This is a genomic window from Nostoc sp. TCL26-01 (genome assembly GCF_013393945.1).
Taxonomy (GTDB): Bacteria; Cyanobacteriota; Cyanobacteriia; order Cyanobacteriales; family Nostocaceae; genus Trichormus.
Genome location: NZ_CP040297.1, coordinates 1,330,018 through 1,348,893 on the forward strand (window position 1 = coordinate 1,330,018; position 18,876 = coordinate 1,348,893).

An 18,876-nucleotide genomic window follows, 5' to 3' on the forward strand; every position below is an offset into this window, starting at 1 on the left:
TCTGACTTCTGACTCCTGGGTGCTGAATTCTTACCTATTTTGGTTTATTTGTTGCTGTTGATTATATTGAATTTCATAGTTAGTAATGAATAACTCTTTGCCTTTTGCCGCCCGTTTTTGTTTATAGTTATTCATGCCATACTGTAATTCCCATTCGTAGATATGCGCCCATTTAAAATTTTCTCTGATTTGTACTGAATCGTCATAAGTAATTAACCATTGATGGGGACATTTTTGTAAAATGTCCGCAAATTGTTGATGGTTGAAAGAGGTATGTAAATCACCATCTCTACCATATAGTCTGGATTTGGTTGCACTGAAATATGGAGGATCTAAAAATAAGAATATCTTTGTTTCTGGTATATTTAAAAGTTGACTGTAGTCCAAATTGGTAATTTTTATATCTGGGGTTAAAATACTTTCTAATTTTTCTAGTCTTTCTATTGATGAATAAGTAAATCGTTGAGAAAATGCCTCTTGAGAAAAACCCCCAGACTCAACAGTACCAGAAAAAGTAATTCTGTTAAGTACAAAAAATCGGACTGCTCTTTCCAAATCAGAGAGACTATTAACATCAATCCTGGTCAATTCTAAAAATAATCTTTTACCATCTTGGTATTTATCTTTAATTTGTCGTACTTCTTGAACTAACTGAGCTATATCAGACTGAGCAAACTGCCAAAATAAAAATAATTCCCGATTTAAATCATTAATCCAAATTTTCAGATGAGGGAACTTTTGTTTGAGATAAATAAATACTGAACCACCTCCCACAAATGGTTCTCTAAATTCTGAGAAATTTTCTGGTAAATATTCAATGATTTGCTTGATGGCTTTTGATTTACCACCAGGATATCTAAGAGGACTTTTCAACATATGGGAAAGTGGATGTGACTACTAACCACTGATTAAAATGCTGACACTCCCCACGTATTGTATTGAGCCTAGCAGCGAACCATATAGCAGTTTATCATACCCTTCGCAACAATTACGGTTGTGATTTGATGATGCAGTCATGAGATTATCATACAATGGGTGAACTAACCAATATGGAACCAACAATAGAACAGTTAAAAGCGTTTTACAGTAGATGTGTGAGAGCCAGTAATATGTTTCAACCTATCAACGTGGTGCGATTGAACGAAAGAACAAAACGCATATACGTTTTAATTGGAGACACAATACAAATAGAGATATATCCTAAGCTCGACTTTATCCATTTTTTGGCAAGGCTCAAGCTGACCCTGAAAGCTTTATGAGACGGGAGTTTTACTTTTTTGTTTGCACTGAGAATTAGTAAGATGGAAAAAGTTTTTGCCAAAAAGCTAGGGTTTTGCCGTATTAAGAAAACCAAGTTCTTAATTTTGGATAAAGTCGAGCTAAGAGGGTGTTTGAAAAGTTTTAGTAGGTATAAAAATGTCATTCTGACTGGAACGGAGCATCAGTCAGAATCTAGGTTTTGTGGCACATACCGAGATGTTTCATTCCGCTACGCTGCATTCAACATGACAAAAAAACAGACTTTTCAAACGTCCTCTAACGGTGAGGTGACATTTCCATGACTAAAGCGAATTATCAAGCCATGTCAGATGCAGAATTAAGAGATTGGGTCAGATATCATCCACAGGACACCGAAGCATTTCATACTCTAATGGACAGGTTAGACCTGCGACCAAAGGTTATCACTCGCACTGATGAAGAATTTGCAACTGAGTTACAACGGCGTATTAGCCAAGCTAGTTAAAAGGTCTCCCCGTCCAGGAAGTTCTTCTTCTACAACTCAGTACAAATCGAGGAACTTCTTATCTATTACCTATCGCCCATTGCCCATTGCCTAACTACACAAATTATTAGACTGCGCCAAGCTAGGCTAACAGAAATCAAATCGATTCCTATATACTTTAACTTGCCCCAAAAACGAGGTTATAGGGATGTCCCGTTCTACACCGTATCAGCCTTTATTGTTAAGACTACTACACGGTATCAGTGGTATTCTGGCAATTGCTGCCATTTTTAGCGGATTCCTAGTTTACAACACTTTCGATGGCAGATTTGGTAAAATACCTATCCCTCGGATTGGGCAAATTATCGACATTCACGGCACATTTGCTGTATTTTTCTTTTTGATTTTCCCAGCATTTGCTCTCTATAGTTTTCATGCTGGCAATAAACGCCTGCTACAGTCAAATTCTTTACAGAATTTAACTCAGGTTGGTAGACCGATTTGGTGGGTGAGTTGGCAAAGAATCGCCAATACACTCATGCTCATTGCTGCTGTATTAGCTGTATTATCTGGCAGAATGATGCAAGAACAATGGCTACCCACGGGAGAGTTAAACCACAGTTGGTACTTGCTGCATTTGAGTGCTTGGGTTGTGATGGTTTTTTGTTTAGCAATTCATGTTTTGATGTCGAGTAAAGTGGGTGGTGTACCGTTATTACTCTCGATGATTACATTCAATATTCGCTCAGAAGATAGTCCTACTCATTGGCTAAATCGCTTGCGTCATTGGTTGAGTAATTTATCAAATAATTTTGGTGTAGGCATTAATCAACTGCGGCAAGATAATATATTTTTAAAAATTATTGAAGTCATTGTTGTGCTGGGAATTGTCACAGCCCTGATTCTACCTCTGCTGTTGTCTAGTGGTGAGTAAGTAGCCATTAATTAGGATTTTTCGTCGTAGGGCTTGGTGTGATCTCTACTGATGGGGGTTGAGTAGCTGTTTTTAATTCTTCTTGCAGCATTCTTTGATAAATCTTCGGTAGAGAACTACTCACAGAATTTGTTTCTATGCCATATCCTAAACTTGTCCAGGTGGGTGAGAGTCGGCGTAAAACATCATTGATTTTACCTTGGCGTAGGAGTTGGGAAATATCCACATTCCAAACTCGTTCATCATTTAACCAACGATAAACTACTAAGTCTTGATATTCTGGTTCAAAACTATAGGCAGACCAAAACATCATTTGATTGGGTTTTGGATGATAACGCGGGGCAATTTGAAACCAAGTGGTGTTGATAATTTGATATCTACCAGCAGCTGTAGAACAATTACCTGTATTTGGCCCTGTGACAATGGTGACGCATATCTCCGGATGTTTGCTCAGGTCTTTTACTTGTTGTCCACCATACAACAAAGAGTAGGGGCGGTTACCGTTGGCTTCACTGGCGGAGATAGTCCGCATTAAAGCCCGAATGTAAGGATCACCGCCTTTCATGACTAATGGTGGTAAATTATTTTTAAAGAAGGGATCAGAAGGCGATCGCAATTCTCCAAATATGTACCATTGAAATAAGTACACAAAGCCCAGAAGTGCGGCTATAGGGAGAATAAGTTTCTCAATGCCTTTGAGTTCAAAACTTTTCAGATTCTCACTCCTTACAAATTCGCTCTTTTAAATTAACAACAATCCTTGACACACCCATTTCGGAAATATCGTAGAGACGTTGTACACAATGCCTCTATTAACGTAAGAATTCAGCACCCAAGACGAAGAAACTATTCTGACTCCTGTATTCTGACTCCTGAATCCTTAGCAATTAACATTGTTGAAATAACTCTATAAAGGTTTTTGATGTAGCTTCAGGTTTAGCAACTATTTCGACTATTTTATTCCGTGCTGCTGGTTCAAATAGAGCTGCTACGCACACCTGGGCAACTTTTTGCCGAGGGATACTCCCCTCAAATAATGTGTCCACACCTTGCATAACGATCGCATCTGAGTTATCGTCATTCTTTAACCCACCAGGACGGACAATGGTGTAAGTTAAACCGCTTTTTTGCAAGTACTCCTCCGCCTGCTTTTTCCATAGCAATATTAGCCAAAACAAGTTCAATGGATGGAAAAACTGGGAAAGACACAAAGAAGTTACTAAGACAAAATTTTCAATTCCTTTGGCTTTTGCCACATCGACTAAGTTTTTAGTGCCTTCAAAATCTATTTTGTATGGCCCTGTCGGATCTAAACTAGGCTTGGCTCCAGTTGCACATAGTACTACAGTACTATCACCCAAGGCAGCATTTAAGCTATCTTTGTCTAACACATCACCGATAACTAACTCCGCATCAGGGGGCAAAATAGCTCTAGCTTTCTGCTCATCCCTTACTAAAGCCCGTACAGGGATGTTCCGCGCTATCAACTCTTGAACAATGCGGCGACCTGTTTCACCCGTTGCCCCGGCCACAAATGCTTTCATTTTAAACGCTATCCTAAAAAACTAGTATGTGATTGACTCTAGCAATTTGAGATTTTAGACTGGGAATTTCAGATAAAAAATTCTGACTGGTTCAAAATCGGCAATCTCAAATCGATTGACCCAGTTTTATATTGTAGTGATTTCGTGAAGTTCATGACAGATTCATGAGGTTTCGGTCAAAATGGGATTCTAGTGCTAAACGACCCAAGCCACCTGGGAATCATTAATGTAGACAAACGCCAAAATAGAGGGGAACAGATTGATGCTTTCAACAAACGGCGAATATCAATCTTTGAATATTCCAGAAAAATCTGTGCCTGCTGTGTCAAATTTCTCAGAAATCGCAGATACAGATACAAGATTAGCCGCAGGAACACCATGCAAGTTTTCTGGTCGTTATAGCGATTCGATGGAAATGTATGCCCCTGCCCACACTGTTGCTGAGTATCTTAATGCTCACTCTTCTTGGTTTACGCGCTGTGCTGAACCGATGAAAGTGCAATCTTTAAGTGAAAATGGTTACGCTCTGATTATTGGTCGTTTTGGCTCGTTTGGTTATGAAGTAGAACCAAAAATTGGTTTGGAATTACTCCCACCACAGGAGGGAGTATATCGCATTCGCACCATCCCCATTCCCGATTATCAAGCACCTGGTTATGATGTGGATTATCAGGCTGCACTCCAGTTAAAAGAAGATGCTGGGGATCAGCCTCTCACAAAGGTCGAGTGGGATTTAGATTTAGTTGTGAATCTCCAATTCCCTCGATTTATTCAGCGTTTACCTAAATCTTTAATTCAGTCTACAGGCGATCGCCTATTAAACCAAATCGTCCGCCAAGTTTCCCGCCGCCTCACGCGCAAAGTCCAAGAAGACTTCCATCAATCTTTTGGATTGACTTTTCCCAACAATCTGAAGAAAAAGTAAGTCAATGGTCAAGAGTCAATAGTCAATAGTCAAGAGTGATCATCATCGACCAATGACCAATGACCAATGACCAATAACTAAGCCTTAGTCAAAATTCTTTGCACAATTTCCACACCGGTAATTGCTTGCCAAGTAAACAATCCTAAAATCACAAAGTTAATTAAAATATGACTTACACGCGCCCAGTTTGCTCCCTTCTGCATATAGGGAGATAGGGCAGCAGAAAAGGCAATTAGACCTGTCATACCTAATCCCGCTAGTAGGTGTGGCCCTACAAATAACTTGCCGTTATTGATGTATGTAACAGCCATACCACCAATTGCCCCTACCACTATCAAAGCAAGAAGAATTGATCCTACTTGATGGTGTTTAATATTATACCTACCTTTAATCAGTTCTTTCTTTTCTTCGCCTTGAGAATTCCTGGTGCGTTGTACTTGTAGCCCTAGATACGCAGCATATAGTGACAGCGCCAGCAGTACCCACATAATCAGTGGATGAAAGAAATTTAACCAGTACTTAACAGAGGGAGATAGTTCCAGAGCCATAGTGTTCTCGCCCAATTATAAAATCTTAATAAAAATTAGCACAACTCTTGTGGTAATTCGTAATTCGTAGTTCGTAATTCGTAATTAATTCTTGGGGAGTAATGAGTGCTGAGTGCTGAGTAATGAGTCACCGTTCGCGCTTCGCGTCTCCCCTTGGGAGAAGTTTGCCCGGAGGGAAACCCTCCTTGCAACTTCTCGCTGAGTAATGAATGGTGAGTGGTGAGCAGGGAAAGAGTATGATAATCAAGAATCCAGAACTGTTGACCAATGACCAATGACTAATAACTAATGACTGAAAACAATGATGTTTTGCTATTGAAGGCTGCTAAGGGTGGCGATATTAAGCGGTTGGGTGCGTTACTGGCTGCTGGTGTTGGGGTGGATGTATGCGATCGCGATGGGACTACGGCGTTAATGTTTGCTGCTAGTATTGGTTACACGGAAATTGTGCGATCGCTTTTAGATGCAGGGGCAAATATCAATCTAACCAGAAAACGTTATGGTTTGACGGCGTTGATGTTAGCGGCTAGTGCCAATCAGATTGATATTGTCAAGCTGTTAATCTCTAGGGGTACTGATGTTCATGCCATTAATGAAGATGGTAGTACGGCTTTGATGGCGGCGGCACAGAAAGGTCATGTGGAAGTAGTGAAGACTCTGTTGGCTGCTGGTGCTGAGGTCAATTTTACTGATAAAGATGATGATACAGCTTTGAAGCTGGCAATTAAGCAGGGACACGCTGCCGTAGTAGAATTGATTTTACAAAGTGGTGTAGATGTTAATGGTGAAGATGAGCAAGGGGAAACACCCTTAACGATTGCTACAGATTTTAGTCATGGGGATGTCATACAAGTCTTGCTGGCGGCTGGGGCTAATGTTAACCAACAGAATGAAGACGGTAACACAGCGTTGTTAGCAGCTGCGGCAGTGGGAAATAGTGCGATCGCTAAAATTTTACTAGACCACGGTGCTGAGGTAAATCACCAAGACCAAGATGGTGAAACTGCCCTACATTTTGCCACGGTGGAAGGTTACAAGGATTTGGTGCAGATTTTACTGCATCATGGTGCAAATGCCCAAATTAAAAACCATCTGGGCGATACACCCTTAATGGTGGCTGCATTACAAGGACATAGCCAGATAGTTGAAGTACTGCTACATCATGGTGCTAATTTGCATGGAGATAATTTAGGTGAGACACCTTTAACATTAGCGACAATTCAAGGTCACACCGAAACAGTTAAGGTATTGTTAGACTACGGTGCTGATGCCAATATTCCAGGCAATGATGGCAAAACACCTTTAATTAAAGCTACCGAACGCAACTATCCAGGAGTAATTCAGTTATTGTTAGCTAAGGGGGCAAATGTTAATTACCAAGACTCTGCTGGGGCTACGGCGCTGATGTGGGCTGTCTCAGCAGGTTATGGTAAAGCGGCGCAAATCCTGTTGCAAGCCGGCGCAGATCCAAATCTTAAAAATCGTGGTGGTTATACGGCGTTAATGATTGCTGAGTTTAATGGTTTTAGAAGTATTGCCCAGATGTTAACGCAGGCTGGAGCGAGTGAGTAAATTGCTCACTTTTTTAGGGAAATTTGACATAAATTTCTTTTTCTCTAAATTTACTCAAAAAACATCTTGACAAGCAATAAAAATCCGGGTATTTAATTAAATACTAGGAAAGTATAATACTCAAATTCAGGAATGAAAAACTAAAAAAATCAAACTTACTTGTAGCTAATTAACATAGCTACATTCAAGGTACGAAGAAATTGAAACACCGAAGTAGACCAGGTAAAGCGTTTGTATTTCCAAGATATTCAAGGAACCCAAACTCAAGAAGTAAAGTTACTCTTTAACTTTTACCTCGTCCTCCCCCGGCGTTTCCTACTGTGCTAGATATGCTCAATATATAGTTTTTCATTTCTGATAACAGTATTATAGTTAGCAAATTTCCAGTATCTTAGTAGACGCGCCAAAAGTACAATTTGTTAACTAGATAATTGCTAAAAATTTAAAAGTTTAAAACTATACTTAGCCTAAATATAGTAATCCGATTTGATTTCTGAATCACTCGTAGAGGTAAGGGACTGGGGACTGGGGACTGGGGACTGGGGACTGGGAAGAAAGAATAAAGGTGTACTGAGTTTTGTATGCGTAAGCGCAGGCTACGCCAACAAAAATCAAATATGAGTCCTATATACTAAAATCTATTAGTGGATAAAAAAACTGCTCAACAGCCGGATTTATGGATAGGAGTTGGTTGTCAGTTAGGTATTTCTCATCAATTGCTGGTAGCTGCAATCCCAGAAATTTTCTCTGTACATCAACTTGATCAAGAAGCGATCGCCGGTATTGCTACTATTGATACAAAAGCTTCAGAACTTGGTTTACTGGAATTTTGCCGTCTGTATAGCCTTCCTTTAAAAACCTTTCCTGCCGCAATTTTGGCTGACGTTTGTGTACCCAACCCCAGCAAAGTGATTGCCGAAAAAGTTGGGACTTCCAGTGTAGCCGAGGCGGCGGCTATGCTAGCGGCGGCTGATTTATCCTTTTCCTCAAACATATTCCCACAAGAATTGAGAGTAAAGCTTTTGGTTCCGAAAACAGTTTTTCGCTTACCTGGACAACTGGGAGTAGTGACAATTGCTGTAGCCCAAACATCAAGTATTAGTACTATTAGTAGGTTGGGTGGAGGCTTTGCGTAACCCAACATGATCTCAGGAACCCAATGTCTATCTTGGTGTTGAATAAAGCTACCCCACACTCAACCTACAAAAAAAATCACACATCTAAATTACAGGTAAAAATGAAAATTGGCAGCAGAATACTAACTTGGAAACTATTTTCTGATTATTCTACTGCTCTCAAAATGTAATTAATGATGCTAGAAACAATAGATAGGACAATTGATCCCAAAAAAGCAGCGAGAAAGCCTTTAATTTGAAACCCAGTACTAGGTGTAAGAACACTCGCCAACCAGAGAGTTAAAGCATTGAGGACAAATGTAAATAAACCAAAAGTGAGTAAGGTGACAGGAAATGCCAAAATACTTAAAATCGGTCTGACAAAGGCATTGACTAAGCCAATTACCACAGCAGCCAGTAAAGCGACGACAAAACTAGTGACGACAAACCCCGGCACAATTTTAGCAGTAATCAGCAAAGCCACCGCAGTACCAAGCCAAGTTAATAAAAAGTGTTTCATTAGTGTTTCAAGAACTTAGAAATAAGTTGAATAGAATTTAACCAAAAAAATTATTTAGGGGAGTGGTGTGTAATGAGTTTAGCAGTAATGAGTACCTATAGACATGAGATAAGTTGCGTCTTCACAAGAGTGCTGAATTTGATACCCTAGAGGCATTTTTACTCACCACTCACTACTCATAACTCAGCGAGAAGTTGCAAGGAGTGTTTCCCTCCGGGCAAACTTCTCCCAAGGGGAGACGCGAAGCGCGAACGGTGACTCACTACTCAGCACTCATTTCAGACTAACGCCGTTGGGGCGATCGCCGCAATAGGGCCTCCCACGTCGCACCACCAGCAACACCATCAGGTTCTAAACCGTAACGTTTTTGGGCTGCTTTCAAAGCTTCCTCCGTCAAAACTCCAAAATAACCATCTACACCACCCTTCAAAAAACCAAGCTGACTCAATCTTTGTTGTAACTTGCTAACTTCCGCATTTTTCATTCCTACACGTAAAATCGGCCAGCCTTCTGAAGTGTACTGTATGCCGGCAATTTGTTGAGATGGGGGAGTGGGGCGGAACTGAGATGTGGAAGATGGTTTTGGGGTAGTTGTTTGTGGTTTGGGTGTTGTTGGTTTGGTATTGGCAGGTCTGGTATTGACAACTTGATTTTGTACAGGTTTAGGGTTAGCAGGTCTGGGTTCTGGTCTAGTGTTGGCAACGGGAGTAGTCGGTCTGGGGTTGGCAGTTGGACTAGCTACTGGTTGGGTGGGAACTGGGAAATCAGTTGTGGAATTAACGACTGTATTAGGAGTGGGGTTGGGCAAAGAAGCGGGTAAAGAGGCAGTTGGTGCGACTATTGCTTCATTGGGAAACAGTCTTTGCCAAGTAACAGCATCAACAACACCATCAGGACTCAAGCCAGCTGCTTGTTTAAAGCGAGAAACGGAATTGGCTGTATTATCGTTGTAAACTCCATCAATTGCCCCAGAATAAAAACCCAAAAGCTTGAGCGCTGCTTGAAGTTCTGAGACACGTTCACCTTGACTACCAACTCTCAGGGTAGGGCGGCTGATGATCACTTGTTGAGCAATCAATTGTGGTGTGGGAACTGCAACTACAGCCGATGAGCCAACAAACATAGTTGTAGAGGATAGCATAAGTAGCCAATAAAACTTGCTGGTGCGGAAATAGCCAAATGCCTTTTGTGGTTTTAAGTAACTGATACTTGCTCTCAAGCAGCCTTTCATGGAAATTGCTCCCAGAATCTTCTGATGCTAATATTAGCGCTGCTTGAGATAATTGAGTAGTAGATGAGATTAATCACATCTTTTCTACTCCGTCTACTAGTATCTTCATGATTTGTGTAAAAGAGTTAGTTATTACCTGCAAAAAATATCAAAATTATTGCTGACAACTGAACATCTGAATAGGAATCTCCATTTGGAATTCTGTTCCCTCATCTAATGCAGAGATACAACTGAGTTTTCCTTGATGCTTTTCCACAACAATCTCATAACTAATGGATAATCCTAAACCAGTTCCTTGACCAACAGGCTTAGTAGTGAAGAAGGGGTCAAAAATGTGCTTTTGAATTTCTGTATTTATACCTGGCCCATTATCTTTAATACTAATTAAAACTTTCTTGTTGTCTACAACTAAAGTTTTGATTTGAATACTTGGTATCTTAGTAGTAGATTGCCAGTGTTCTATATTCTCCTTTAAGGCATAAATTGCATTATTGAGAATATTCATAAAAACCTGATTTAACTGGTTGACATAACAACTAACCTTGGGTAGTTGACCATAGTTTTTAACTATCTGAATATCAGGTAATTTATTGCCTAGTGCCAACTGATGATTCAGAATCATTAATGTATTATCTATCCCTTCATGAATATCTACAGACTTTATTTTTGCTTCATCTAATCGTGAAAAGTTCCGTAAGCCCAACACAATATCTGTAATGCGCTCACTACCTGCTCTCATAGATGTCATTAACTTAGGTAAGTCTTCGTATAAGTAATCTAAATCGATCGCTTTTATTTTGGCTGCTATGGTGGGATTTAATTGGGGATATTGCTCTTGATAAACCGCAATTAAATCTAGCAAATCATGGATGTAATTATTGGCATAACCGAGATTACCAGCAATAAATCCAATGGGATTATTAATTTCATGGGCTACCCCTGCTACCAATTGTCCTAAACTTGACATTTTTTCACTGTGAACCAGTTGAGCTTGGGTTTTTTGTAAGTCGAGTAAAGCATTTTTTAATTCAGATGTTCGTTCTTCAACTTTTATTTCTAACTCATTGTTTGCCTTTTGCAATGCTGCTGCGGCTCTAGCTGTTTCTGTGGCAATACTAGCAATATGAGTGGCTGTTTTGAGAATATCTAGATGATGTTGAGTAGGATGACATGGCAATTTATGAGATATAGCAAATGTTCCTAAAACTTCACCTGTTTGTGAAGTAAAAGGTGATGACCAACAAGCTCTAATGTTATAACTCAAAGCAAAATCTCGAAAATCAGCCCATAAAGGATCATTGGCAATATCATTAACAAATACGGAATCTCCTCTATAAGCAGCAGTACCGCAAGAACCGGCACATTCACCAATCATCAAACCATCAACGCCAGCAGCAAATTCTTCTGGTAATGTGGGTGCTGCTCCTCCCCGTAGTCTTTTTTTATCTTGGTCTACAACTAAAATTGAGCAATAAGCTCCAGGTAATTGTTGCTCTAGCAAAATACAAAGGTGATTAAAGATTTCATTTAGGTTCATTCCAAAGGCAACTTGTTCTAACACTTGACTTTGAGTGTAGACTAATGCGTCTGAACGCTTACGTTCAATCGCTGTTGCTAAGACGTGCGTTACAGATTGTAAAAAATGAATATCGTCGGCAGAAAAATTTCTCGGCTCGGTAGCATATACTTCTAGAAAACCTAAAGGTTTGCTCACCCCAGGAATTAGCACACTCAAGCCAGCAACACTGTCTGGGGGAGAGGATATGTCAAAATCATCTATTTGACCAGAGAATGTGTTGAGATTAATAATTGGCTGTTGTACTTGTTGATTAGTTATCTCATTCATCTCAGGCTCATCTGCATCTAAAGGCTTTTCCCCAATGCTAGCTACTTTACGGAAAGAATTATTATCTGAAAGAACTTGCCAAATTCTACTGCATTTAATATTGAGAATCTGAGCTACTAAAATAACTGTATTTTGGAACAAAGATGATAGTTCAATTCCTGAAAGTGCTTGTTGTCCTAGAGCATTCACAGCAGGTTGATAGCTGAAATTCATCGATAAATTAGCAGATGAATGGAAATTATTCTCTGGTTTATTTGATATCTTTAAGTTTGATGCCATAAAAAAGCTGATTAAAATGTTTTAGAGAAATGTGTATTTAAATAATTCCCTAAAAAAACCGTTAGTTCAATATCATACATAAAAATTTAAGAGAATTTAAGATTTATCAATTTAAGATAAAGTAGTGTTTTTATTTTTCTACTAAAAAGCTCTTATCTCTTTTTTCTTTTCAATCAACTTCACAATGATAGACATTTTATCAAAATTAGATAAAGTAGATTTTATTGCTTCTGATTTCTCCCTCATTGCTCCCATAGTACTGATCTAATTGTTAAATAGTGGAAATCAGCTGATAGCAAACCTCAAATTATAGGGTGCATTATAGCAACGCTTAACGCACCGTGTTTCTCGGTGCGTTACGGCTCATTTTTACTCTCTCAAACCCCTGAATCCTTGCACAGCCGTAACACAACGGCAATAAAGCGGGAGGAACATCCACGCCGCTTTTTGCCTCCCCTACCTAGACTCTAAGACTAAAGTAAATTCGTCTTCAATAACGGGCTGAAAAAATTTGGGCTACCGTCAGATTTAAATCTAAGAATGTTGGCGACTCTATACGGTCGTCTCCCCTAAACAGTTTACTACGATATTCACCCTCATCACTTAAAGAGTAAATTGTGATTGTTGGCTGTTTGGGATCACCTATCAACTCCTTACTACCCAAAGCAGTATAATCCACAATCCAATATTCTGGGATACCCATTTCTTCGTAGTCAGCAAGCTTTTTATGATAATCATCTCTCCAGTTAGTACTCACGACCTCAATTACTAACGGAATTGAATCTGGTTGACTAAGGATTGATTGTTTCTCCCATAATGGTTCATTATCCAAGTTAGAAAAATTTATTAACAAAACATCTGGATAGTACCCTGACATTTTCTTTTCTGGCTTCACTGTAGCGGTTTTAGGTATACCGTAATTAAGTTTAAGGCGAAGACACTCATACCCTAAAATCATTGTTAAAAAAGCTACGATTTCCTCATGTTTTCCAAATGGGGGTGGCATTTGAATAATATATCCATCGTGTAATTCATAACGGATATTTTCGGGTTGTGTTGCTAAAAAATCTAAAAATTCAGCGAATGTAAATAATTTTTGTAGAGATTGTGTCATGATTTTTAGGATTTTTTGTAGCTGTTAATCGCTTCTTCTTGACCAACTAAAGACAAGTACGGTTCCTGTAAGTATTGATGTGCTGCTGTCAGGGTATCTTGGGAACTTACCGCCGCAATCAATTCTTGAAATGCGGTGTCAAAATCAATGCCTAAACCTAAGATTTCGTACCAACCATATATTTGAGCAATTTGCCCGTTGGTTTGTTTACCTAAAGCATATTGTCCGAGGATTTTGTTCTTGGCGGCTTGTAGGCTACTTTCTGATATTTCCGTGTTAGATAATAATTCTACTTCTGTACTTAATCCTTCTAAGGCAATGGTGGTATTTTCTGGGGCTGTACCCATGTAAACTACAAATGAGGCTGGATAGAGTTTTGTGGGGTAAAAGGCTGAGACTTCATAAGCTAAACCCCGTTTTTCTCGTAGTTCCACAAATAAACGACTAGATAAGCCATTGCCTAAATAGGTAGACAGAAGTTTTAGTGCAGGATAATCAGGAGAACTCACCGATGCGCCCAAGTAACCCAACATGACGATAGATTGCTGGGTTTGTACAGGTTTTAACTTGTGTTGGGGATTGGCTGTGATTGTGGGTAAATTAATTGCTGGTGTGGCTATATCTGGTATTTGCCAATCACCGAATACTTGTTCTACTAAGGCGATCGCTTCTTGTAATGTCAGTCTACCAGCAATACTAATAACTAGGCTGTCTGGACGAAAATAAGTTTGGTGATATTCTACCAAGTCTGTTCTGGTCAAACTACTCATGGTCGTTTCATCCCCCAGAACTGACATGGCGTAAGGATGGTTTTGGTACATCGCCTGGCGCATTTGTTCTAAGGCGAGGGTGAAAGGCTGTTCTTTTTGAGAGCGAATATCTTGCAGTGCTAAACGCCGTTCTAGTTCGATTTGGGTTTCGGGGAAGGTGGGCGATCGCAAAATTTTCCCTGCCAATGCTAAAATTTCGGGAAAGTCGGCTGTAACGGTCTTCAATGACAATAAAAAGTAGTCGGTAGAAGTATCTGTACTCAAACTCGCGCCTACAGATTCGACTTGTTCGGCAATTTCCCAACTGGAAAGTCCTGCACATCCCTTTGTCATCACTGCTGCTAGCAAATGGGATAACCCTGCTTGTTCTCGATTTTCGTAGCAACTACCAGCACGGACAAAAATTCGTGCCGCAATAATATCGGCTGCTGGGTTTTCTGCTACCAGCAAGACAATGCCATTGTGGAAAACAGTGCGGTGGATGGGGGAATGAGACACAGGAGGTTTCACAGTTGGAGTTATTAGTTATTGGTCATTAGTCAATGGTCAATGGTCAATGGTCATGAATTATTTCTTTTGACTTTTGACTTTTGATTATTGACTACAGAGGTTTGAGGATAGTTACAGCATAATTTTCTAATGAAAGATGCTGTTTAGCTAATTGTTGCAGTTCTGGGATCTCAAATGATTGAATTTGGTGGGGATAGGTTGTGGCTAACTCTGCTTGGGCGATCGTGTTGTAATATCCATAAAGTCCTGTCAGCTGATTGGGTGTTTCTGTGGAAAAGGCATATTCATTACATAAGAGTCTGCGTGTACGAGTAAGTTCCTGTTCACTCAACCCTATGGTTTGGATGTCATGCAGATGACTTAAAATCGAGTTTTCAACTGTTTCTAGGTGTTCTGGCTCTAACCAAGCGGTAATTGTAAATAAACTTGATGCACATTGCAGAGAGAAGTTAGTACAAATTCCTTGGACAAGTTGTAATTCTTCTCGCAAATCTCGGACTAGGCGCGAAGTTCTTCCTTCTGCTAACAATACTGATAACAAATCTAAACCATAAGCTGTACGCAGTTGCTCTACTCCTGGCACAACCCAGGCTAGCAGTAGTCGGGCTTGCTCTATCCGTGGTATGTCTAATTCTTGACGATGAATTCCTGTGATGACTGGTTTAGCGACTGGTGAGATTTGTGGACACTCAACAGGTTCGGCAAAATTAGCAAAGGAACGATGCACTAATTCCCAGGCTGGCTGTTGGGCAATACCACCAGCGATTACCACTGTCATGTTTTCCGGTTGGTAGTGTGCGCGATGAAAACAACGCATTGCTTGTGGTGAGTGCTGCATCAGTTCTGCCTCAGTCCCCAAAATTGAACGTCCATAGGGATGATTTGGGTAAACGCTTTGCAGCAAAGATTGAAAGCCTATCCAATCGGGATCATCATAGCAAGCGCGGATTTCTTCTAGCACTACATCCCGTTCGCGGCTAAATTCATCTTCGGGAATTGCTGCGTTGATCAGTAGATCACTCAAGCAAGGTAAGGTATCTTCTAGGTAAGGTGCAGCTGTTGTCAGAGAATAATTGGCATAATCGTAGCTGGTAGCAGCATGACTGACTCCACCCCTGTTTTCGATTTGAGAATCGAACATTCCTGGGGGTAAGGTGGCTGTACCTTTAAAAATCATGTGTTCTAAAAAGTGTGCCATGCCAAACCACGGTTCTGGCTCACACATAGCCCCAGCGCGCACCCAAACATCAGCCACAACTACGGGAGTAGTGGGAATCTCTTGATGAATAAAGGTTAAACCATTGTCTAGTCGGAAAACTGAGGCTGGAAACACAGAGTCTGTTAATTGTTGTTGTGACAATGTTTTGTATCTTTAACCACAATTTAACTTTATTTTTGTAATATTAACTCTGAATGACACCCAATTTGGAATCAAGTGATACAAAAGTCGATACAGAGTGGATTTTTCTTTGGGTCTTGGTTTTGAAGAGGTGATTGTATTTACCAAACAGGGAATAGGGAATAGGTGACAGGTGACAGGTGACAGGTGACAGGTGACAGGTGACAGGTAACAGAAATTTTGTTTTTCTGTCTGCTATTGAGATAATAGGACTTACGACTGAACCAAAAAACTCTTCTGAGGGTAGTCAACAGTCCAAAAACCTTGATTTTGAACGCCAGTCTACACAACAGGGAACCTCCAGCAAGCAGCTGGCTCCTAATGACTATTGACTAATGACCATTGACCATTGACCATTGACCATTGACCATTGACCATTGACCATTGACCATTGACCATTGACCATTGACCATTGACCATTGACCATTGACCATTGACCATTGACCATTGACCATTGACCATTGACCATTGACCATTGACCATTGACCATTGACCATTGACCATTGACCATTGACCATTGACCAAAAATTAAAGCTCCCAGGTTTTAACTAAACCTTGGGAGCTAAAAATTTTGAGTTCACCACAACGCCGTTTTACCTAAGTTTATGACCTGGTTAAACCAGGGGGGAACCGATTTTCGTCGTTTAAAGTTTCCGGGTACACGCCCGGTTTACTGCCACGAGAGATGTTAGCTCCCTTTTTCTTAAAGACATAGATCAAAAAACTTGATGGCAGTCACCAACGTCGTAGTGCAACTCACTCATTATAGCTTTCAAATAGATGTTGTGTAGGGCATGAGAAATTTCTCTGGGGAATTTAGCCAGAATACCAGATATTTTCTATGGTGTTGGCAATTTCACACGCCGCAGTTTGGTTATGTTGGTTTAACAAAACAGTGACGTGTCCTAGTTTTCGCCCTGGACGAGATGCTGTTTTCCCATACCAATGAACGTGGGCTTGGGGAATGGTGGCTATTTGTTGGCGCTGATTTTGGTAATCACTTTGAGAATCTTCATACCCCAGCAGGTTGACCATGACAGCACTGGCGCATTGTAAAGCGGGATTGCCTAAAGGTAGGCCACAAACGGCTCTGAGGTGCTGTTCAAATTGCGAAGTTTCACAAGCATCTAGAGAAAAATGCCCAGAATTGTGGGTACGGGGGGCAATTTCATTGACTAAGACTTTACCTGCGGCTGTGAGAAATAATTCGATGCCAAATACTCCGACTACTTCCAGGCTATTTAATAGTTTATGAGCGATCGCCTCTGACACATCCATTTGCTCAGGGGTAATATCGGCAGGTGCAATGACTCGCCGACATACCTGTTTTTCTTGTTGAGTTTCTACCACTGGATAGATGACAACTTCCCCATCTACGGAACGGGCAGCAATTACCGCTAGTTCTCGTTGAAAGGGGATAAATTCTTCGATTAAAAATGCTGTATTTCTGGGCTGATTTATTTCTATGATTTGCTCCAAGCTGGCTGCATCATCAATGATGTATGTACCTTGTCCGTCATAACCGTGGCGACGAGATTTGAGGACTAGGGGAAAACCTAAATGTGCAATGATGGAGGGAATATTTTCTGGTTGTTCGAGAGCAAAAAATTGGGGAACGGGTAAACCTAAATCGCGTAAATAGCAACGCTGGTGATATTTATCTAAAAGAGGTGCTAAAGCTGTTAACCTGGGACGGAAACAAACACCTTGATTGGCTAAGACTGCTAGAGCCTCTAAATTGACAAACTCGTTTTCAAAAGTAATGATGTCGCTTTTTTGGGCTAAAATTTCTGTACCATGAACATCATCAACATCGGCTAAAACAATATCTTGGGCAATGGATACAGCCGGATCAAGATGACTGGGAGTTTGCACTATTAATTCTACACCTAGCTGCTTGGCTGCATCTCCCATCATCCAAGCTAGCTGTCCGCCACCAATTATACCTACACGCTTCATCGACATCCCAAGGAATCACGAGTTTCTCTGCCGGTTTGTGAATTGACTCCGCTAGCTTTCGTACAAAGTTCTTTGATTTGTGCCTTATCTAAAATTGCGTCAGTAAAGTCTGCACCTTCTATGTTCACATCATTAAATATGGCGCGGAGTAAAAGAGCTTCTTTAAAAACGGCATTACTTAAATCAGCTCCTGTTAAGTTTACCTGATCGACCATAGCATTAGTTAAATCTGCTCCGTGGAGATTTGCTTGTGTCATCACCGAAGCACTCAAGACTGCACCACGTAAGTCAGCACCGACAAAGTTTGTCATTTCTAGGTTAGCGTTAGAAAACTCCGCCGCTTGTAAACTTTCTCCCGCAAAGTTATGCCTCGATAATTCAGCGTTGCTAAATGATAAAGGATGAGTCCAATCTGCTAGCGCTGGATAGGGTAGGCAAAATAAGGCGATCGCTAACGCTATGATTAATCCTTGTTGCCACAAAGTCATGATATGACGACTTGGTTGTTTTTTCATTGCCACTGGCAGTTTTTCCCATTCACTGCTTAACATTTTGTCATAAAAATCCAGTGATCAGCTCATTTATCAGGTTGAGATCCCCAATTTTTCCCATGATTGCTGGAGTAGGTATGTAAAGTATTAAGTCAATAACCTTTAGTAATTAATCAGCCTTTGTTTACAATTCTTGATTTTTATCGATGGTTTTGGTGATATGAATATGAGCAATCACTAATCGGCATATTTACAATTGTTAACCTGAAGTTGTTGATAGTAAAGTTTATTGTCTTTTATGTTCATTGGAGAATGTAGACTGTTAGTCTGTTAATCAAGGTGAGCATTAAGTGCGAAATTGATGTTTCTGGTGCTTAATCTCTATATGAGGAGTAT

Annotated in this window: 19 protein-coding genes and 1 other RNA gene; 6 read left to right on the forward strand and 14 right to left on the reverse strand. The window is 40.3% G+C overall.

The annotated features are described in order from the left end of the window. Positions 1–30 precede the first annotated feature (30 nt). Complete coding sequence (locus FD725_RS05660; RefSeq protein ID WP_179047224.1) at positions 31–876, reverse strand: DNA adenine methylase; 846 nt, start codon at positions 874–876, stop codon at positions 31–33. 233 nt (positions 877–1,109) lie between these two features. Here FD725_RS05660 and FD725_RS33085 point away from each other — a divergent pair, with 233 nt between their 5' ends. From FD725_RS33085 to FD725_RS05670, 3 genes are all read left to right on the forward strand, one after another. After that, a complete protein-coding gene (locus FD725_RS33085) occupies positions 1,110–1,259 on the forward strand; it encodes a hypothetical protein (protein ID WP_372726723.1) in 150 nt (49 codons plus the stop codon). 299 nt (positions 1,260–1,558) lie between these two features. After that, a complete protein-coding gene (locus FD725_RS05665) occupies positions 1,559–1,744 on the forward strand; it encodes a hypothetical protein (protein ID WP_179047225.1) in 186 nt (61 codons plus the stop codon). A 187-nt stretch (positions 1,745–1,931) separates the two neighbouring features. Then, the gene (locus tag FD725_RS05670) at positions 1,932–2,657 is read left to right on the forward strand and encodes a cytochrome b/b6 domain-containing protein (RefSeq protein ID WP_179047226.1); all 726 of its coding nucleotides are present in this window, start codon (positions 1,932–1,934) and stop codon (positions 2,655–2,657) included. Positions 2,658–2,664: 7 nt separating this feature from the next. Here the strand turns inward: FD725_RS05670 and FD725_RS05675 are convergent, their stop codons facing one another. Both FD725_RS05675 and FD725_RS05680 read right to left on the reverse strand, forming a co-directional pair. Then, positions 2,665–3,336: a glycoside hydrolase family protein gene (locus FD725_RS05675; RefSeq protein WP_256871934.1), complete on the reverse strand. Its 672-nt coding sequence runs from the start codon at positions 3,334–3,336 to the stop codon at positions 2,665–2,667. 208 nt (positions 3,337–3,544) lie between these two features. Then, positions 3,545–4,201, reverse strand: a complete 657-nt coding sequence (locus FD725_RS05680) for an SDR family oxidoreductase (protein ID WP_179047227.1) — start codon at positions 4,199–4,201, stop codon at positions 3,545–3,547. A gap of 262 nt (positions 4,202–4,463) precedes the next feature. Here FD725_RS05680 and FD725_RS05685 point away from each other — a divergent pair, with 262 nt between their 5' ends. Continuing rightward, complete coding sequence (locus FD725_RS05685; RefSeq protein ID WP_179047228.1) at positions 4,464–5,126, forward strand: DUF1997 domain-containing protein; 663 nt, start codon at positions 4,464–4,466, stop codon at positions 5,124–5,126. 77 nt (positions 5,127–5,203) lie between these two features. Here the strand turns inward: FD725_RS05685 and FD725_RS05690 are convergent, their stop codons facing one another. Beyond that, positions 5,204–5,674 carry a DUF4079 domain-containing protein gene (locus tag FD725_RS05690; RefSeq protein ID WP_179047229.1) on the reverse strand — a complete coding sequence of 157 codons (471 nt, stop codon included), beginning with the start codon at positions 5,672–5,674 and terminating at the stop codon, positions 5,204–5,206. Between the two features lie 288 nt (positions 5,675–5,962). On the opposite strand from FD725_RS05690, the gene FD725_RS05695 reads away from it, so the two are divergent. Together FD725_RS05695 and FD725_RS05700 are read left to right on the forward strand one after the other, a co-directional pair. Further along, positions 5,963–7,246 carry an ankyrin repeat domain-containing protein gene (locus FD725_RS05695; protein WP_179047230.1) on the forward strand — a complete coding sequence of 428 codons (1,284 nt, stop codon included), beginning with the start codon at positions 5,963–5,965 and terminating at the stop codon, positions 7,244–7,246. A gap of 644 nt (positions 7,247–7,890) precedes the next feature. After that, complete coding sequence (locus FD725_RS05700; RefSeq protein ID WP_179047231.1) at positions 7,891–8,382, forward strand: cobalamin biosynthesis protein; 492 nt, start codon at positions 7,891–7,893, stop codon at positions 8,380–8,382. Positions 8,383–8,527: 145 nt separating this feature from the next. Here the strand turns inward: FD725_RS05700 and FD725_RS05705 are convergent, their stop codons facing one another. The 10 genes from FD725_RS05705 to FD725_RS05750 all read right to left on the reverse strand — a co-directional run bounded on the left by FD725_RS05705 (position 8,528) and on the right by FD725_RS05750 (position 18,477). Next, on the reverse strand, positions 8,528–8,881 hold the full coding sequence (locus FD725_RS05705; protein ID WP_179047232.1) for a phage holin family protein: 354 nt from the start codon (positions 8,879–8,881) through the stop codon (positions 8,528–8,530). Positions 8,882–9,164: 283 nt separating this feature from the next. Next, a complete protein-coding gene (locus tag FD725_RS05710) occupies positions 9,165–10,112 on the reverse strand; it encodes a peptidoglycan-binding protein (RefSeq protein WP_179047233.1) in 948 nt (315 codons plus the stop codon). 154 nt (positions 10,113–10,266) lie between these two features. Next, positions 10,267–12,237 carry an ATP-binding protein gene (locus FD725_RS05715; protein ID WP_179047234.1) on the reverse strand — a complete coding sequence of 657 codons (1,971 nt, stop codon included), beginning with the start codon at positions 12,235–12,237 and terminating at the stop codon, positions 10,267–10,269. 490 nt (positions 12,238–12,727) lie between these two features. After that, positions 12,728–13,351, reverse strand: a complete 624-nt coding sequence (locus tag FD725_RS05720) for a Uma2 family endonuclease (RefSeq protein WP_179047235.1) — start codon at positions 13,349–13,351, stop codon at positions 12,728–12,730. 5 nt (positions 13,352–13,356) lie between these two features. Continuing rightward, complete coding sequence (locus tag FD725_RS05725; protein WP_179051432.1) at positions 13,357–14,643, reverse strand: pitrilysin family protein; 1,287 nt, start codon at positions 14,641–14,643, stop codon at positions 13,357–13,359. 79 nt (positions 14,644–14,722) lie between these two features. Further along, positions 14,723–15,964: a pitrilysin family protein gene (locus tag FD725_RS05730; protein WP_179051433.1), complete on the reverse strand. Its 1,242-nt coding sequence runs from the start codon at positions 15,962–15,964 to the stop codon at positions 14,723–14,725. Positions 15,965–16,348: 384 nt separating this feature from the next. Next, the gene (locus FD725_RS05735) at positions 16,349–16,555 is read right to left on the reverse strand and encodes a hypothetical protein (RefSeq protein ID WP_179046221.1); all 207 of its coding nucleotides are present in this window, start codon (positions 16,553–16,555) and stop codon (positions 16,349–16,351) included. Between the two features lie 48 nt (positions 16,556–16,603). Then, positions 16,604–16,786: non-coding RNA, 6S RNA (gene ssrS, locus FD725_RS05740), on the reverse strand. A gap of 60 nt (positions 16,787–16,846) precedes the next feature. After that, a complete protein-coding gene (locus FD725_RS05745; RefSeq protein WP_179047236.1) occupies positions 16,847–17,989 on the reverse strand; it encodes a 5-(carboxyamino)imidazole ribonucleotide synthase in 1,143 nt (380 codons plus the stop codon). Next, on the reverse strand, positions 17,986–18,477 hold the full coding sequence (locus tag FD725_RS05750; protein WP_372726724.1) for a pentapeptide repeat-containing protein: 492 nt from the start codon (positions 18,475–18,477) through the stop codon (positions 17,986–17,988). Before FD725_RS05750 ends, FD725_RS05745 begins: the two co-directional genes overlap by 4 nt. Positions 18,478–18,876: the final 399 nt, after the last annotated feature.

Bases quoted from the DNA above. Each gene is read 5' to 3' on its own strand.
- FD725_RS05660 (WP_179047224.1), bottom strand. From the start codon at position 876: ATGTTGAAAAGTCCTCTTAGATATCCTGGTGGTAAATCAAAAGCCATC.
- FD725_RS33085 (WP_372726723.1), top strand. From the start codon at position 1,110: ATGTTTCAACCTATCAACGTGGTGCGATTGAACGAAAGAACAAAACGC.
- FD725_RS05665 (WP_179047225.1), top strand. From the start codon at position 1,559: ATGACTAAAGCGAATTATCAAGCCATGTCAGATGCAGAATTAAGAGAT.
- FD725_RS05670 (WP_179047226.1), top strand. From the start codon at position 1,932: ATGTCCCGTTCTACACCGTATCAGCCTTTATTGTTAAGACTACTACAC.
- FD725_RS05680 (WP_179047227.1), bottom strand. From the start codon at position 4,201: ATGAAAGCATTTGTGGCCGGGGCAACGGGTGAAACAGGTCGCCGCATT.
- FD725_RS05685 (WP_179047228.1), top strand. From the start codon at position 4,464: ATGCTTTCAACAAACGGCGAATATCAATCTTTGAATATTCCAGAAAAA.
- FD725_RS05690 (WP_179047229.1), bottom strand. From the start codon at position 5,674: ATGGCTCTGGAACTATCTCCCTCTGTTAAGTACTGGTTAAATTTCTTT.
- FD725_RS05695 (WP_179047230.1), top strand. From the start codon at position 5,963: ATGACTGAAAACAATGATGTTTTGCTATTGAAGGCTGCTAAGGGTGGC.
- FD725_RS05705 (WP_179047232.1), bottom strand. From the start codon at position 8,881: ATGAAACACTTTTTATTAACTTGGCTTGGTACTGCGGTGGCTTTGCTG.
- FD725_RS05710 (WP_179047233.1), bottom strand. From the start codon at position 10,112: ATGAAAGGCTGCTTGAGAGCAAGTATCAGTTACTTAAAACCACAAAAG.
- FD725_RS05715 (WP_179047234.1), bottom strand. From the start codon at position 12,237: ATGGCATCAAACTTAAAGATATCAAATAAACCAGAGAATAATTTCCAT.
- FD725_RS05720 (WP_179047235.1), bottom strand. From the start codon at position 13,351: ATGACACAATCTCTACAAAAATTATTTACATTCGCTGAATTTTTAGAT.
- FD725_RS05745 (WP_179047236.1), bottom strand. From the start codon at position 17,989: ATGAAGCGTGTAGGTATAATTGGTGGCGGACAGCTAGCTTGGATGATG.
- FD725_RS05750 (WP_372726724.1), bottom strand. From the start codon at position 18,477: ATGACTTTGTGGCAACAAGGATTAATCATAGCGTTAGCGATCGCCTTA.